Genomic DNA, 14,912 nt, shown 5'->3' with positions numbered 1-14,912 from the left:
AATGCGCCCTTACCGTATGCCCGGATAAATTTCATGCCAATTGCCTGGCGCCCAACACCTGGGACGCCGCCGTGTGATGCATTGCCCGATCATGCACTATCGCGTTTGAGTTCATCCAGCCATTGACCGCCTTGGCGCACACTGGAGGCCTGCCAGATAAACTGCAACCGCTGCAAACCCAGGCGCCGTCGCAGCTGGTTTCTGATCAACTGGTGCAGGCCGCTCTGCGGGTGGGCTAGGGCCCAGTCGTGCAAGCGCCGGCGCCAGGTACTGCGGGGCTCAAGGCTGCCTTGGATCTCGTCAGCCAGGTGCTGCAACCTGGCCGGCGACAACAGCAAACCGGTGGGCGCCACCTCGCTGCGGTCACGCCGGGCAGAGCCGGGACTTTGCGCAAAAGCCAGGCCCTGGCCGCTGTTGAGCCATTGTTCGAACAGCACCGCCAGGCCACCTTGCCAGTGCGTGCCCTCCTCGCTCCATAACGCGGTTTCGCCGCTGGGCTGCCACCAACGATTCAGGCGTTGCAGCGCCTCCACCGGGCCGATCAGCCGGGCGAAGCCAACCACCTCGCTGCCAGGCACTTGCTGATCGCTGATCAACACCTGCGGGGCGGCGCTGCTACCAACGACCATGAGCCAATGCTGCAACTGCTGACGGTCCGGGACATAGGCATGGCTGGGGCGCACCCGCCAGATTTGCCCGTGCAGCGCACTGGGTTGCAGGGTGTCAGACAGCGTCAACACCTGCCCGCCAATGGCCTGGGCCGCCAGGGCCAGCAGCAACAGATTGGGCTCGAAGGGCCCGCTCACCACCAACCGCGAATACTCGCCAAACCCGTGCTGGCGCAACCCATCGGCCAGGCGCTCCACATCACGCAGGGCATCGATCCAGCGCCAGGCATACCACCGGCCATGCCGCTTGTGGCGCAACGCGCAGTGCAACGGGCGGACCTGGGCCCAGCGCTGCAATTGCTCCAGGGCCTCGGGCAGGCCCGTTACCCACTCGGCGGGCCATTTCACAGCCTGCGCTGGTCGTAGTTTATGCACGCTCATAGGGACTGCTCCTATCGTTGGAAGGCGCGTGCGGTGGTCCGTGCTCCGCGGTCTTGCGTTAAACAGCCAGGCAAGCGCCGTTGCAGGAGTCACGCCAAGATTGAAAACCCCTTGAGTCCTTGCATCGCAATGGCCGCGTGAACACTCCACTGCCCCGTAAACCAGCAAACTGTTGATTGACTGTTGGCTGGCAAACAACACCTGCACTTTCTCGATTGCGATGAAACTGTTAGCGCCATTAGTGGCTTTTTCCACATGCCGGGAACGCACACCATGGGCCACAACGCGCCCTTACCTGCTGATCCTGGAGCTCTTCATGCACCTCAAGCACCCCTTTATCTGGTCGGCCCTGGCCCTGACGATTGCCCTCGACAGCCATGCGGCCCAGCGCTCGTCGTTGCCCAGTGAACAAACCGTTGGCGTCATCGAGCAGGTGTTCGCTTTCCACGACGCCATGCCTACTGGCGTTAGCGTTGCCGAAAACGGGCGGATTTTTGTCAACTTTCCACGATGGGGCGACGCGGTGCCATTCACCGTTGGTGAACTGCGCAATGGCGAGGTCGTGCCCTATCCTGACCTGGCGATGAACCAGGCCAACCCGAACGACCCGGCCAAGGGTTTTATCAGCGTGCAAAGTGTGGTGGCCGATGGTCGCGGGCGTATCTGGATCCTGGATACTGCCGCCCCCGGCTTCGCATCGCCAACACCAGGCGGCGCCAAGCTGGTGGCCGTCGACCTGGCCAGCAATAAAGTGGTCAAGACCCTGGTCTTCCCGAAAAACGTGATGCTGCCCAGCACCTACGTCAACGACATGCGCTTTGACTTTCGGGTGGGGGACGAAGGCGTGATCTATATCACCGACTCCTCGCTCAGCGGTCCCGGGGCGATCATCGTCATGGACATTGCCAGCGGTACCGCCATCCGCCGCCTCAGTGGCGCCACCTCGACCTCCGTAGATCCGACCTTCGTACCCAAGGTCGAAGGCCAGGTCTTACAGGTTCGCAACGCCGACGGCAGCACCCGGCCCTTTGCAGTAGCGTCCGATGGCATCGCCCTGTCGGCTGACGGCCAGACCTTGTACTTCTGCCCGCTGTCCAGCCGCCATCTGTACTCGGTACCGACCGCGCTGCTGCGGGATCCTTCGGTCAGCGAAACGCGGCTCGACATGGCAGTCCAGGACCTGGGCGAAAAAGGCGCCTCCGATGGGCTTGAGGCAGACGCTTCCGGAGCCCTCTATGCCGGCGACTATGAACACAACAGCGTGCGCAAACGCCTGGCGAATGGGCAGTGGCAGACCATCGTCCACGACCCGCGTGTGCTCTGGCCCGACACCCTGTCGATCGGCCCCGACGGCTATCTGTATTTCATGGCCAACCAGTTGCATCGCCAGGGCATTTTTCACGCAGGCAAGGATCTGCGCCAGAAACCCTACAGCCTGCTGCGGGTGAAGATTGACGCGGCGCCGGCGCCCACGCGCTAGGCAACGGACCAGCCCCCTCACCGCTCATCATCCTGAAGGCACAACCATGGGTAAAACCACACCAAGGCGTCCGGGTAAAAAACTGCCCGTGACCCATCAAGACTTCGCCCGGGCCAACATCGCCAACGGCTCACGGCGTGTACGGCTGGGCGTCACCGACCTGTCGTTCCACCGCGCTACTGCAGCGGTAGTCGCGCAGGTCATGCAACACATGGGCCTGACCGTGGAGCGCCAATATGCCCTGCACGAAGACAACTTCAAGCGACTGCGCGAAGGCACGATCGACATGATTGCCTCAGCCTGGATTCCTTTCAGCCACGGGATCTACAAGCAGACGATCGACGCGGTGACGCCTACCCGTGAACTGGGCCTGCATTACGAGCCCTATGCATTGTGGGGGGTGCCTGACTACGTGAACGAGCACGAAGTGGCCTCCATCGAGGACCTGCTCAAACCTCAAGTCCGCGCCCGGATGAACCCACTGATCCAGGGCATCGGGCCAGGCGCCGGGATTACCCGGTTCTCGCTGAAAATCATGGACGAGTACGGCTTGGGCCGCGCCGGGTACCTGTTCCGTACAGGCACCCAGGATGATTGCATTGACGCCTTTGAGGCCCTGTATCGCCAGCGGCGATGGGGCATCGTCCCGCTGTGGCATCCACAGTTCCTGCATCATCGCTATCACATCCGCGACCTCAAGGACCCCAAGGGTTTGCTCGGCAGCGTCGACCGCGCCGTGCTGCTGGCGCGCGAGGATCGCCTGGCGCTGCTGACGACCGCCGAGATCCAGGTGCTGGACAATATTCGCCTGTCGAACACCATCGTTGCCGAGCTCGACGATGCCTTCAATCGTGGCGAACAGTCGGCTGACGAAGCCGCGAGCGACTGGCTGGCAAGGCACCCTCAAACCTTGCGTGGCTGGTTGGCGCCGCTGGCCTGAACAGGCGCGTCTTTCGATGCACTTCACGCATTCTGAATTCGCCACGGGCGGGCTACAAGCCTTTGTCCACGGGGAATAACTTGGCGTTGCAGGCTTTCTGCAATGCCCTACCAATGAGGAATCCACCATGCTCTATCTAGTGTTCAGCGGCACCATCAAAGCCGGTAAACAGGCCGAGTTTTTCCGTGATGTAGCCGCCGTTTCGCAAAAGCTCACGCACCAGCATGACAAGGCCGTGGTTTATCAGTGGCACCAGGACGAAGAGAACCCCAACAAGTTTTTCCTCAATGAACAATGGCAAAGCGTCGAGGACCTGCACGCGCATTTTGAAACCCTCTACAAGGCCTTCGGCCCGGCCAAGCCTACCGAGCGCCTGCCGGCGAAGATCCTCGCCTACCTGGATGAGGCACAAGTGAATTTCTACCAGGCCATTGCCTGAAAGCAGCCCGGTCCACCCCCGCTTCAAGGGGGTGGACACCACAGCAACTCAATTCAAAACCTTCAGCTAACAGAGGGGATCTAATGATGGACATGCTCACGCTTTCCAAACGCCGATACACCGCCAAACTCTTCGATGCTTCACGCAAGATTCCCAAAACCACCCTGGAGCCCTTGCTGGAACAACTGCGCAACAGTCCCTCGTCGGTCAACTCGCAACCCTGGCACTTTGTGATCGCTGAAAGTGAGCACGCTAAGGCGCGCATTGCCCACAGTGTGGAAGGTGCCTTTGGCTTCAACCAGGCAAAAATCCTCGACGCCTCCCATGTGCTGGTGCTGTGTACCCGCACCCAGATGTCCGAGGAGTACCTGCAGGCCTTGCTCAGTCAAGAGGCCAGCGATGGGCGCTTTCACGACGCGCAAGCCAAGGCAGGCCAGGACCGAGGACGACGCAACTTTGTCAACCTGCATCGCTACGACCTCAAGGACGTCCAGCACTGGATGGAAAAACAAACGTATCTGGCCCTGGGTACCCTGTTACTGGGGGCTGCGGCACTGGACCTTGATGCAACACCCATGGAAGGTTTCGACAGCAAGGTGCTGGATACCGAACTGGGCCTGCGCGAACGCGGGTTTACCAGCACAGTCGTGGTGAGCCTGGGTTATCGCAGCAACGAAGACTTCAACGCGCGCCTGTCAAAGTCCCGGTTGCCTGCCCAGGTTCTGTTCGATTTTATCTGATCGCCGTGACAATCAGCGCGCTTGCGCGGGGCCCGGCAGCCCCGCGCAAAGTGCTAGGCGCCGTTGGTAAAAATGCCGAGCTGCCTGGCCATGAACAGCTCATTGCGCTCGACGATTTCCTCGACCACCTTGCCTTGGGCATTGAAGCGAAAATAGGTCAGCGCGCTCCAGGCCAAGTCCTTGCCGCTCACATCAAAGCCATGCCAGGTGTTCGAGCCCTTGGCGTGATGCATCAGCGCTACCACCACCACATCGCCGGCCACGACCTCTTTCTGGAAGGTGGTCACGATCGAGTCGTAGCGCTCGGTGACGTTCAGGCGCAAGGCCTGTTTGAAAGGTTCGACACCGATGATAGGCGCCGGGCAATCGGGGCGATGAACCACCACATCATCGGCAAAAAACTGCGCGACACGCTCAACATCCTTCCCATCGACGCAATACTTGAAGTACTTCTTCACTGTATCCAGATTCTTGCTCATTTCGACTCCGATCAAGTTTTTCCCTGCACCCAACGGCTAGACTGCCTGGGGCAAAAAAAGGTTAACCGGCACCACACACCCGAAAAACTCTGTAGATGGAAAACACACTTGCGCGCAGCGGAGCAATGCTGATGGATCGCTGGACCGAATATGAGTTGTTTGTAAAGGTCGTGGAACTGGGCAGCGTGACCAAGGCCGCCGACGCCCTGGACCTGTCCAGTGCCGCCGCCAGCCGGCACCTGGCGGCCTTGGAGAATCGCCTGGGCGTGCGGCTGATAGAACGCAGTACCCGGCGCCTGTTCGTCACCGAAGTCGGCCAGGCGTTCTATACCCAGTCCAAGGCGGCCCTCACGGCGATGCAAGGTGCGACCGAGGCGGTCAGCGCAAGCAAAAACCATCCGGCCGGGGTGTTGCGCGTGACCGCGTCCTTGTCCCTGTGCCTGCAACACATCCTGCCGCTGGTGCCCAGGTTCAAGGCGCAATATCCGGATGTGCGCCTGGATATCGTGGCCGAGAACCGCTACCACGACATCATCGACGACAACATCGACGTCGCCCTGCGCACCCGTGACAGCGAGCCCGACTCCAGCCTGGTGATCCGCCGCCTGACCGACACCCGTCGCCTGCTGGCCGCAGCGCCAGACTACCTCGAGCGCTGCGGCCACCCGGAACACCCACAGGCCCTGGCTGACCACCCACTGTTGCTCTACACCTATGCCAGCGATCCCTACGAGCTGACTTTCCAGCGCAACGACCAGACCATCACCGTACCCGTCACTCCTGCGCTGGAGTCCAACGACGGTTATCTGTTGCGCTCCTTGGCGCTGCAAGGCCTGGGCATCCTCGCACAGCCTACCTACGTGATACACGACGATATCGTCGCCGGGCGCCTGGTGCCGGTCTTGTGCGACTGGCACCTGCCCCGCCTGGAAATCAACCTGGTCTATCCCTCACGACGCCACCTGCCGGCCAAGACCCGCGTGTTTATCGACTTTATCGTCAAGCATTTCCAGCACCTGGACTGAGCAATCAGTGCTGGATCACCGCCTTGAGCACCGTCTTGAAGGTCTCCAACTGCTCATCGCTGAATTGGCTGAAGACCTGGTCCTGCTGCTCGCGGGCGATGGTCCACAGCGACTCGGTTTCGTCGATGCCCTTGGGGGTGAGTTTGACCCGCTCCTGATCGTCGCGTACCAACGCCTTGCGCTTGAGGTTGTTCACCGCCTCTTCGATCTCGCGTGCCGGCATTGCCACTTCGCGCTGCAACTGGGCCAGGCTCAGGCCAGCGTCGTTCTCCAGCACCATCAGCATCCGCGCCTCACTGGTGCGCAGGCCGGTGCTCAGTTGGCGCGGTTGGTAGCTGGCCTGATAGGCCCGCAGTGCCTGGGTCATCAGGTAGTAAAGGTTATGGCTCAGGCGGCCCTGGAAATGACTGCTCGGTGCCTGGCCTTCCTCGCGCTTGGTCATGCGGGTGTGCGGCAGCACCATGGAATAGGCGCCCTGGTGATACAGCAGGGGCGAGCGACCACAGTCGTCGAACGCGACCACTTTGCCAATCATGATCCAGTGGTCACCCCCGTCTACCTGCTGGTACTTCTCACACTCAAAGCGTGCCGAGCAGTCAGCCAGAATCGGCGCGCCGCCCTCGCCGGCCTGGTACTCGACTTCGGCAAAGCGATCCTCCTTGGGCCGGGCGAAGTTGTTGGACAAGTCGATCTGATCGGCGGCCAGCACGTTCACCGCAAAGTGGCTGGCAGTCTCGAACACTTCGTGGCTGGTCGAGCGTTTATCGATGCTCCACAGGATCAGCGGCGGGTCCAGGGACACCGAGTTGAAGCTGTTGGCGGTCACACCGACTTTGCGCCCGCTGGCATCAGCCGCCGTAACCACCGTGACACCGGTGGCGAAATTGCCCAGGGCGCGGCGAAACGCGCGGGTATCGAATGCGCTGCTTGGATTTTCAATAGACATGCAAGACTCCCGGGCAGGCCGATGGCCCTGCCCTGATTGTTCTTATAGGTAAAGAGTGGTCGGTCAGACCATTGTCGGGTCCGGCTCCAGGCCCATCAGTTCACGCCCCAGGATCTGTGCGCAAACGTCGTAGTCGGTATAGGCATGCGCCCCGGTGAGATGAGCGTCGCGGAACAACCGTTGCAACTCGTTGGATTCAAACCAGGCGCCACCGCCTGCCGCCTCCATCAACCGGTCCACCGCCTGGATGCACATTTTGGTGGCGTAGCCCTGGTTGGTCCGCCAGAACGCCAGGGTGCCGCGACTCGGGTACTCGTGGCGTTCGCTGTGCTCGGCGATCTCCTCCCAGCTCTTTTCCAGCAACGCCCGGGCAGCGGCCACCTGGTGGGTAGACTCGGCCAGGCGCATCAGTGCAGGGGTCGCTGCGCCGACCGCCGCACCCGTGTAGGCACGCACACGGTTTTTGGTTTTTTCGCGGAACACCTCGAGCATGCGCTCGGCGATCCCCAGGCTGACGGTAGAGAAGCCGCTGGCAAAATACGGACGGTACGGGGCGAAGAAAATCCTGCTGTCGGGGTACAGGCCAAAGCCGGCCGACTGGCCTTCCATCATGTCCCTGGCCTTCTGGATACGGTGCTCGGGGACGAAGGCCTGGTCGACGATCAAGGTCTTGCTGCCGCTGCCACGCATGCCCACGGCAAACCAGTCGTCACGAATCGTGTAGTCACTGCGCGGCAGCACGGCGAAGCAATAATCCTGGGTGCCTTGGGCATTTTTGCGACGAAAGCCCATGATCGCCCACTCGGCATGGTCACACCCCGAACTCCAGCCCATCTCGCCGCTGAAGGTCACGCCACCTTGCACTTCTTCGGTACGACCGAACGGCGCGATACTGCTGCTGGCGGTTGCGTCGGGGTCTGTGCCCCAGACCTCGTCCTGCAACTTTGCCGCAAACATTGCCATCTGATGGCTGTGAGTACACAGCAGGCTCATCGCCCACGCGGTGCTCGCGCAAGCGCCGGCCAACAGCGCGATGCACTGGGCAAACTGCGGCAGTGAAATTTCCATGCCACCGTATTTTTTTGGCAAAAACGCGCGATGCATGCTGATCCCCTTGAGCAACGCGATGTTCTCGGCAGGCACGCTCCGATCATGCTCGGCGGTGAAGGCATTGGCAGCAATGGTGGGCAAGACCGACTTGAGGTCTTCCAGCAGAGGATTTGGCTTTTTCATGGGTGCTCTCTTTATTATTGGATATCCCCATTCCTGGCCAGCCTGCACCCCGCTCACGGGACAGGAGGCTTAAAACAACCGGGAACGTTCGTAACGACGCGACCAGTATGTGGCGCTTGGTCGCAGCGCAAAATGCACGTTCCGGATGGAAGATTGTACTTTTCATGGCCGTCATGAAAGGTCACTGGATAAGCAGACACCTGTGAAATATGACAGTAGACGTTTAAGGCACACCAGCCTTAGCTTGGCATCGACAGTTACTTAAAAGATTGGGTGCTGAGATGAACCACAAACAACTTTATGAATTCAGAGATATGGACGGTGCTGGCAACCCTGAAGTTGTAATGTCTCGCTATGACGAAGGCAATTATAACTTGGATGCCCCCAATGCCCGCGTAGTGATCTATTCGAGTAATGACAACTGGCAGTACGACGCGGTTGGCGGGACCAATGATGCAGATGGCGACGGAAAACATGACGACGAGGATAGAAGCTATTACATAAATGCCGCCAACTTTGTAACGCAGATGGTCACATTGAGCCCATTCCATGAGGGCAAGCGACTGTTTGACCGTATCTTGATTGCCTTTGATGGCAGCAATGTAAAAGATGTCAACATCATGCACTTTAATAAAGGCAACCGAGACCTTACCCGGCCTGACTTTACCGTGACCGCGGCAAATCCAGATCAATATTGGAGTTACCGCAGCATTATCGCCACAAGTCGAAAAGATGCCGACGGCGATGGAGATATCGATCTGGACGATGATCTGATTTACCGCCGGCTAGCGACATCCTTCGCGTCAATGCGAAATTTGAAACCGTAGTTATTGTAGGAGCTGGCTTGCCGGCGAAAAAAACCAGGCACCGCATTCATCCTGGTGCCCAGTGATATCGTTGACGACCATCGCCGGCAAGCCAGCTCCTACAGCTTAGCGATAGCGCTCAAGCCAATGCGCGTAAGGCGCCGGCAGGGTCCAGGAGGCCTTGTCCACCCCCAATTCCTTGGCGGCAAAGTACGCCCAGTGTGGGTCGGCCAGGTGTGCACGGCCCACGGAGACCAGGTCCAGATGACCAGCCTGTAGCGCTCCTTCGGCCAACTGCGGCGTACCAAAACCCCACGCCGAGGTGACCGGCAGACCGGCTTCGCGGCGCACGCGCTCGGCGATTGGGCCCATGAACGCCGGGCCCCAGGGGATATTGGTGTCGGGGATGGTGAAGCCAACGCTGACGCTCAACAGATCCAGGCCGCCATCTTTGAAACGACGGGCCAATTGAATGGATTCTTCCAGGGTCTGTTCGTCGCGCCCGTCATATTCGATAACCCCGAAACGCGCGGTCAACGGTAGGTTTTCCGGCCAGACTGCACGCACGGCCGCCAGGGTTTCCAGCATGAAGCGGCTGCGGTTGTCGAGGCTGCCGCCGTAGGCATCGGTGCGCTGGTTGGAGTGCTCGGAAAAGAAGCTCTGGCCCAGGTAACCGTGGGCGAAATGCAGTTCGATCCACTCAAAGCCAGCGTCACGGGCACGGCGTGCGGCATCGACGAAGTCTTGCTGTACCCGGGCGATGTCTTCCAGGGTCATGGCCTGGGGGACTTTCGGCAGGTTGGCACCAAACGCGATGGCCGAAGGTGCCAGGGTTTGCCAGCCACGGGCGTCGTCTGCGGGGATATGGTCGTCACCTTCCCATGGGCGATTGGCGCTGGCCTTGCGCCCGGCGTGGGCGATCTGGATACCGGGCACCGAGCCTGCCGCCTTGATCGCTTGCACCATGGGCACAAAGGCTTGGGCATGGGCATCGCTCCAGATCCCCGCGCAACCTGGAGTGATCCGACCTTCAGGGGCCACGGCGGTCGCCTCGACCACCACCAGGCCAGCGCCGCCCCGGGCCAAACCGGCAAGGTGGACGTGATGCCAGTCGTTGACCAGGCCGTCTTCGGCCATGTATTGGCACATCGGCGGAATGGCGATGCGATTGCGCAACGTAACGTCTTTGAGCGTGAAGGGTTCGAATAATACAGACATGAAAAACTCCTGAAACGAGGGTAACGTTTGATTCGATAGTTCGATCTTAATCGAACTATGGTAATCAATGCCAGCCCTGTTATCATTCGCTTCATGCGAGCCTTTAAACACCCCTCCCCCGAAGACCTGACCCTTGAACGCCTGCTCTACGCGTTGAGTGACCCTGTGCGCCTGGACATCGTGCGCTGCCTGGCCGGGGTGGAAGAAGCCAGTTGCGGCGAGCTGGACGGCGGGCGGCCGAAGTCCAGCATGTCTCACCACTTCCGGGTTTTGCGTGACGCCGGGCTGGTGCATACGCGCAGCGTGGGCACCACCCATATGAACTCGTTGCGGGCCGATGTGTTGGCTGAGCGATTTCCAGGGTTGCTTGAGAGCATCCTCTCCCAACAATAAGGCCCCGGTGTCAGTAGAAATACGCCAGGCGAAACTGCAGCGAATTGTCGATCTTCACCCCTTCGCGCACCGATGTGTCATGCATCAATTGCCCTAATACCTGTACTTGCTTGCCCAACATCGTGGCCACGGTAAAGCCCAGCGTGCCATTGCTGCGGCTGGTAGCCAGGGTTTGATGGTCCAGCGTCTCGCGTGCGCCCCAATTGTGGCGATAGGACACAGCCGCATATGTCTCGGGGGTGAAGTTGTAGCGCAGGTGGTTGTGCAGTTGCAGCAGCGGGTCCTTCTTGGCATCGGTGGCGCGCTGCTCGCCGTAGAACTCGGTCTCGGCAATCACATCCCAGGTGATTTTGTCGGTCAGCCCCTTGATGTAGCCCACCTGGAAATCCAGGGCCCAACGGTTGCTGCTCAGGGCAAATCCCTGGTTCTTGTCGCTGCCCGTGGGCGCGGTGACAAACGCCGACCAACCCAGGTGTTCGTTATTGGCCAGGTCCGCAATGGTCCACACCGTACCGCCAAACGTGATGTCGCCCAATCCCGAGTTCTTGCTGTCGCTGGCGCCGATCTTCTGGTAGCCGAAGGGAATGACGATCTGCGGGTCCCAGGTCAGGCCGGTGTTGAAGAACTCGGTGAAGTGGATCAGGCGCAACACGCCCACGGTCATGTCCAGGTCAAGGTTGTCGGCGACTTTCTTGCCGCCGGAGTAAACCTTGTCACCCCGCGGGTTCTGCTGGTACAGCACCACCACATCGGTGCCTTGGGGCAAGGCCGTGTAGTCGCCGGGGTCCGGCTTGACGTCGGCGTGGGCCAAGGGAACCAGGCTCAAGAGCAGGGTCAGGATGCTAAGTGTTTTCATGGCAAGTACCGTTATTGTTATTGGAGGCAACACTCGGCCATGGCGCCGCCCAAAGGCGTCGCCTGGCACACATGAGATAAACGGGATCAGTGAGCGGCGCTGAGATCGGCCTGCAGATCCTGGGTACGCTTGACCAGGTATTGGCGCAGCAACTCCATGTCTTCGCGCTGCAAAATGTCGGAGAAGTTCGGCATGCCTTTATTGATCAACGCGCCGCTGACAAAGGCTGGAAATGCCGCATGCTTGTTGTCATCCAGGTAGCGCAGGTCTGGCACCACCCCGCCGCTGATCGCGTTCAGGCCATGGCAGCCGGCGCACAGGCCGTTGAACATGTCACGGGCCTGGGCCAGTTGCGCCGGTGTCGCCGTGAGTACCTGGCGGGTAGTCGGCAGCACTGGCGCGGCCTTGGGCGGTGGCAGCTGGCCTGTGGCACCCAGTTTGAAGGCAATCACCCGCGACTCGGCCCGCACCTTGCCCTTGTTGGTCAGCGGGCCGGTCAGCAGCGGCAGGATCCCGCCCCAACCCACGGAAAACGCCACGTACTGCTCGCCGTTGACCGTATAGGTAACCGGCCCCGCCATCACGCCGGAGTTGGCCCGGTGCTCCCACAGTGGCTTGCCGGTATCGGCGCGGTAGGCCACCACCCGCCCATCGGCCGTGCCCTGGAACACCAGGTTGCCAGCCGTGGCGAGGGTGCCGCCGTTGCCGGCGCTGACGTAGGGTTGCTTCCAGGCAGCTTCTTGCTTGACCGGATCCCAGGCAATCAGCTCACCGCTCCAGGCATCACGGATCTGGTTGAGGGCTTTCGGGTCTTCCGGCAGGTCCGGCACATCCAGGCCAAAGTTGACCACCGATTTATTCGGCAAGAACTGCGGGGCCTTGGCCGCCTTCAATTCGGCCAGGGTGTACTGCGCCGGAATGTACACGTAGCCGGTCTTCGGACTGTAGGACATGGGGTGCCAATTGTGCCCGCCGAGGAAACTCGGCTGCACCACCTTCGGCTCCTTGGAATAGTCCGCTGCGCCGGTAAGGATCGGCCGCCCGGTTTGCAGGTCGATGCCACTGGCCCAATTCACGGGCACGAAGTTCTTCGCCGACAGCAGTTTGCCGTTGGTGCGATCCAGGACATAGAAGAAGCCGTTTTTCGGCGCCTGCATGATCACCTTGCGCACGCTGCCCTCAATCTGGATATCGGCGAGGATCATGTGCTGGGTCGCGGTAAAGTCCCACTGGTCCTGCGGGGTGACCTGATAGTGCCAGACGTACTCGCCGGTATCCGGGCGCAGCGCCAGGATCGACGACACATACAGGTTGTCGCCCTTGCCATTGCTGCGAAACCGATAGTTCCACGGCGAGCCATTGCCAGTCCCCACGTAGAGCAGGTCCAGTTGCGGGTCGTAGGCCATCGAGTCCCAGACTGTGCCGCCACCGCCCCACTTGACCCAACCGTCGCCATCCCAGGTGCTCATGGCCTTGGCCATCGCCGCATTTTCTGCTGGCAGCTTGGGGTCGCCCGGCACAGTGTAGAAGCGCCACACTTGCTTGCCGGTATCGGCGTCGTAGGCGGTGACGTAGCCGCGCACACCGAATTCGGCGCCGCCGTTGCCGATCAATACCTTGCCCTTGACGATGCGCGGCGCGCCGGTGATGGAGTAGCTTTTGCTGCGATCGATGATGGTGTCGACGCTCCACACCGGCTGGCCAGTGCCCGCATCCAGCGCAATCAGGCGCCCATCGAAACTGCCCACATAGACCTTGCCCTGCCACACTGCCACGCCGCGATTGACCGGGCCGCAGCAGCCTTGGCTGAGGTTTTCGGCGGGTACTTTCGGATCGTACTTCCACAGCAACTCGCCGGTGGCGGCATTGATCGCATAAACGATGCTGAAGGCCCCCGTGGTGTACATCACCCCGTCGACCACCAGCGGCGTGGCCTCGGTGCCGCTGTCGATATCCAGCTTGGTGGTCCAGGCCATGCCCAACTGCCCGACATTACCGGCATTCACGCGGTCCAACGGGCTGTAGCGTTGCTCATCGTAGGTGCGGCCGTGGCTCATCCAGTTACCAGGCTCACGGTCGGCGGCGATGATGCGCGGCCCATCGACCTGGGCCGGGCCGGCCAGGGCCAGGGTGGCGAATGCGGTCGCCAGCAAAGGCATGCCTAGGCGCAGGCTGCGTATTTTCATTGTTATTGTTCTCCAACATTAATCGGATCTGGCCACTCTATTAGAGGGCCTGCCACGCCCGCCCACTTGACTGAGGCTGCCAAAGCCCTTGGCATTCCCTGCCAAGGCGCTGCCTATGCCGGCTGCTGGCGAAAGTCCCGGGGCGCATGTTGGAAATGCCGCTTGAACGCCCGACTGAAATGCGCGGCGTCGACAAACCCCCACTTGAAGGCGATCTGGGTGATCGACTCATGTCGCAAATCGCGGGCGCGCAGGTCCTGTGCCACCCGCTCCAGGCGGCGCTGCTGGATGTAGCGCGCAATACTTTCATGGCGCTGCTCGAACAACCGGTAAAGCTGGCGCACCGAGACATTCAGGTGCCGCGCCAGGTATTCGGGGCCAAGGTCGGTCTCTTGCAGGGAGGCTTCCACCAGGCGCGTGGCCAGGCCATAAATATCGTTATGGCCCACGCAGGCAAAGCCCGGCTGGCCCTCGGCGCGCTCGTCCAGGCCGGCAGCCGCCAGGCCGATCAAGGCCTGCTCTACGGCCGAGCCATCGTTCTCGCCGCCATAACCTTCACTCAGTTGCGCGTCCTCCAGGGAGCGCACCAGTGCACGAATCGTATGGGTGGCGACGCTATTGCGCGCCAGCTTGCCAAACAGCCGCTGCTGGCCGAATTGCCGGGCGACCTCGGCGCGCGACAGATGCACCGAGGTATTTTGCACCAGCCCCTGGGGCTCGATCTCGAAGGCCTGGGCCGAGTCCACCAGGGCGATATCGTCCGGCCCCAGATCGATGACCCGGTGCTGCTGGCGGATGCGCTGATGGCCGCTGCCCTGCAGGATCAGAAAACAGTGGCGGTCATCGTCCCCATCGCCGTGGGTGTGCTGGCGGCTGATCAGCCCGGCATTGGTGCGGATATGTGCCAACTCCAGGCCACACACGTCCTGGCCGTGGACGCTGCCAATGAACAGACTGTGTCGATCTGAACGTGCGGTGCTGAAATTGCCGCATACCGCACGCAAGTCACGATTCCAGTTGGCGAACTCAACGCAAGGGTTCAACAAGGCAGGCATACCCCCTCCCACAGACCGTTTATAGTTATATTGTTAACATATTATCTATATGCGGTCAGTGCAAGCA

Annotated in this window: 15 protein-coding genes; 7 read left to right on the top strand and 8 right to left on the bottom strand. The window is 60.8% G+C overall.

Annotation, left to right across the window (positions count from 1 at the left end; genetic code table 11):
* Window positions 1-89 precede the first annotated feature (89 nt).
* Window positions 90-1,049 carry an AMP-binding protein gene (locus HBO11_RS05670; protein WP_169953042.1) on the bottom strand — a complete coding sequence of 320 codons (960 nt, stop codon included), beginning with the start codon at window positions 1,047-1,049 and terminating at the stop codon, window positions 90-92.
* Between the two features lie 316 nt (window positions 1,050-1,365).
* On the opposite strand from HBO11_RS05670, the gene HBO11_RS05665 reads away from it, so the two are divergent.
* The 4 genes from HBO11_RS05665 to nfsB all read left to right on the top strand — a co-directional run bounded on the left by HBO11_RS05665 (window position 1,366) and on the right by nfsB (window position 4,648).
* Window positions 1,366-2,529, top strand: a complete 1,164-nt coding sequence (locus HBO11_RS05665; protein ID WP_169953040.1) for an L-dopachrome tautomerase-related protein — start codon at window positions 1,366-1,368, stop codon at window positions 2,527-2,529.
* A 46-nt stretch (window positions 2,530-2,575) separates the two neighbouring features.
* On the top strand, window positions 2,576-3,469 hold the full coding sequence (locus HBO11_RS05660) for a glycine betaine ABC transporter substrate-binding protein (RefSeq protein WP_169953038.1): 894 nt from the start codon (window positions 2,576-2,578) through the stop codon (window positions 3,467-3,469).
* A 127-nt stretch (window positions 3,470-3,596) separates the two neighbouring features.
* On the top strand, window positions 3,597-3,908 hold the full coding sequence (locus tag HBO11_RS05655; RefSeq protein WP_169953036.1) for an antibiotic biosynthesis monooxygenase: 312 nt from the start codon (window positions 3,597-3,599) through the stop codon (window positions 3,906-3,908).
* Between the two features lie 86 nt (window positions 3,909-3,994).
* Complete coding sequence (nfsB, locus tag HBO11_RS05650) at window positions 3,995-4,648, top strand: oxygen-insensitive NAD(P)H nitroreductase (protein ID WP_169953034.1); 654 nt, start codon at window positions 3,995-3,997, stop codon at window positions 4,646-4,648.
* A gap of 53 nt (window positions 4,649-4,701) precedes the next feature.
* On the opposite strand, the gene HBO11_RS05645 is transcribed toward nfsB, so the two are convergent.
* Complete coding sequence (locus tag HBO11_RS05645; RefSeq protein WP_169953031.1) at window positions 4,702-5,127, bottom strand: ester cyclase; 426 nt, start codon at window positions 5,125-5,127, stop codon at window positions 4,702-4,704.
* 131 nt (window positions 5,128-5,258) lie between these two features.
* Here HBO11_RS05645 and HBO11_RS05640 point away from each other — a divergent pair, with 131 nt between their 5' ends.
* The gene (locus tag HBO11_RS05640; protein WP_169953029.1) at window positions 5,259-6,152 is read left to right on the top strand and encodes a LysR family transcriptional regulator; all 894 of its coding nucleotides are present in this window, start codon (window positions 5,259-5,261) and stop codon (window positions 6,150-6,152) included.
* Between the two features lie 4 nt (window positions 6,153-6,156).
* Here HBO11_RS05640 and HBO11_RS05635 read toward each other — a convergent pair whose 3' ends face one another.
* Window positions 6,157-7,098, bottom strand: coding sequence for a p-hydroxyphenylacetate 3-hydroxylase reductase component (locus HBO11_RS05635; RefSeq protein WP_169953026.1), 942 nt, complete (start codon window positions 7,096-7,098; stop codon window positions 6,157-6,159).
* 63 nt (window positions 7,099-7,161) lie between these two features.
* On the bottom strand, window positions 7,162-8,331 hold the full coding sequence (locus HBO11_RS05630) for a p-hydroxyphenylacetate 3-hydroxylase oxygenase component (RefSeq protein ID WP_169953023.1): 1,170 nt from the start codon (window positions 8,329-8,331) through the stop codon (window positions 7,162-7,164).
* Window positions 8,332-8,612: 281 nt separating this feature from the next.
* On the opposite strand from HBO11_RS05630, the gene HBO11_RS05625 reads away from it, so the two are divergent.
* On the top strand, window positions 8,613-9,158 hold the full coding sequence (locus HBO11_RS05625) for a hypothetical protein (protein WP_169953021.1): 546 nt from the start codon (window positions 8,613-8,615) through the stop codon (window positions 9,156-9,158).
* Window positions 9,159-9,263: 105 nt separating this feature from the next.
* On the opposite strand, the gene HBO11_RS05620 is transcribed toward HBO11_RS05625, so the two are convergent.
* The gene (locus tag HBO11_RS05620) at window positions 9,264-10,355 is read right to left on the bottom strand and encodes an NADH:flavin oxidoreductase/NADH oxidase (RefSeq protein WP_169953018.1); all 1,092 of its coding nucleotides are present in this window, start codon (window positions 10,353-10,355) and stop codon (window positions 9,264-9,266) included.
* Between the two features lie 57 nt (window positions 10,356-10,412).
* Between HBO11_RS05620 and HBO11_RS05615 the strand changes: the two genes are divergently transcribed.
* Entirely contained in the window at window positions 10,413-10,748 is a 336-nt protein-coding gene (locus HBO11_RS05615) for a helix-turn-helix domain-containing protein (RefSeq protein ID WP_169953015.1), read from the top strand.
* 10 nt (window positions 10,749-10,758) lie between these two features.
* On the opposite strand, the gene HBO11_RS05610 is transcribed toward HBO11_RS05615, so the two are convergent.
* The 3 genes from HBO11_RS05610 to feaR all read right to left on the bottom strand — a co-directional run bounded on the left by HBO11_RS05610 (window position 10,759) and on the right by feaR (window position 14,845).
* A complete protein-coding gene (locus HBO11_RS05610) occupies window positions 10,759-11,604 on the bottom strand; it encodes a transporter (protein ID WP_169953013.1) in 846 nt (281 codons plus the stop codon).
* Window positions 11,605-11,690: 86 nt separating this feature from the next.
* On the bottom strand, window positions 11,691-13,790 hold the full coding sequence (locus HBO11_RS05605) for a PQQ-dependent dehydrogenase, methanol/ethanol family (protein WP_169953011.1): 2,100 nt from the start codon (window positions 13,788-13,790) through the stop codon (window positions 11,691-11,693).
* A gap of 113 nt (window positions 13,791-13,903) precedes the next feature.
* Window positions 13,904-14,845 (bottom strand): transcriptional regulator FeaR, encoded by a 942-nt coding sequence (feaR, locus tag HBO11_RS05600; RefSeq protein WP_169953010.1) that lies wholly within the window; start codon window positions 14,843-14,845, stop codon window positions 13,904-13,906.
* Between the last annotated feature and the right edge of the window lie 67 nt (window positions 14,846-14,912).

Origin of the sequence: Pseudomonas sp. WS 5010, from assembly GCF_012985565.1 — a bacterium.
Classification (GTDB): Bacteria; Pseudomonadota; Gammaproteobacteria; order Pseudomonadales; family Pseudomonadaceae; genus Aquipseudomonas.
The sequence above is the reverse complement of the archived record's forward strand: the minus strand, read 5'-3'. Positions and strand labels throughout refer to the sequence as shown.

What these genes read in the sequence shown, in the direction of transcription:
- HBO11_RS05670 (WP_169953042.1), bottom strand. Translation starts at nt 1,049, where the DNA reads ATGAGCGTGCATAAACTACGACCAGCGCAGGCTGTGAAATGGCCCGCC.
- HBO11_RS05665 (WP_169953040.1), top strand. Translation starts at nt 1,366, where the DNA reads ATGCACCTCAAGCACCCCTTTATCTGGTCGGCCCTGGCCCTGACGATT.
- HBO11_RS05660 (WP_169953038.1), top strand. Translation starts at nt 2,576, where the DNA reads ATGGGTAAAACCACACCAAGGCGTCCGGGTAAAAAACTGCCCGTGACC.
- HBO11_RS05655 (WP_169953036.1), top strand. Translation starts at nt 3,597, where the DNA reads ATGCTCTATCTAGTGTTCAGCGGCACCATCAAAGCCGGTAAACAGGCC.
- nfsB (WP_169953034.1), top strand. Translation starts at nt 3,995, where the DNA reads ATGGACATGCTCACGCTTTCCAAACGCCGATACACCGCCAAACTCTTC.
- HBO11_RS05645 (WP_169953031.1), bottom strand. Translation starts at nt 5,127, where the DNA reads ATGAGCAAGAATCTGGATACAGTGAAGAAGTACTTCAAGTATTGCGTC.
- HBO11_RS05640 (WP_169953029.1), top strand. Translation starts at nt 5,259, where the DNA reads ATGGATCGCTGGACCGAATATGAGTTGTTTGTAAAGGTCGTGGAACTG.
- HBO11_RS05635 (WP_169953026.1), bottom strand. Translation starts at nt 7,098, where the DNA reads ATGTCTATTGAAAATCCAAGCAGCGCATTCGATACCCGCGCGTTTCGC.
- HBO11_RS05630 (WP_169953023.1), bottom strand. Translation starts at nt 8,331, where the DNA reads ATGAAAAAGCCAAATCCTCTGCTGGAAGACCTCAAGTCGGTCTTGCCC.
- HBO11_RS05625 (WP_169953021.1), top strand. Translation starts at nt 8,613, where the DNA reads ATGAACCACAAACAACTTTATGAATTCAGAGATATGGACGGTGCTGGC.
- HBO11_RS05620 (WP_169953018.1), bottom strand. Translation starts at nt 10,355, where the DNA reads ATGTCTGTATTATTCGAACCCTTCACGCTCAAAGACGTTACGTTGCGC.
- HBO11_RS05615 (WP_169953015.1), top strand. Translation starts at nt 10,413, where the DNA reads ATGGTAATCAATGCCAGCCCTGTTATCATTCGCTTCATGCGAGCCTTT.
- HBO11_RS05610 (WP_169953013.1), bottom strand. Translation starts at nt 11,604, where the DNA reads ATGAAAACACTTAGCATCCTGACCCTGCTCTTGAGCCTGGTTCCCTTG.
- HBO11_RS05605 (WP_169953011.1), bottom strand. Translation starts at nt 13,790, where the DNA reads ATGAAAATACGCAGCCTGCGCCTAGGCATGCCTTTGCTGGCGACCGCA.
- feaR (WP_169953010.1), bottom strand. Translation starts at nt 14,845, where the DNA reads ATGCCTGCCTTGTTGAACCCTTGCGTTGAGTTCGCCAACTGGAATCGT.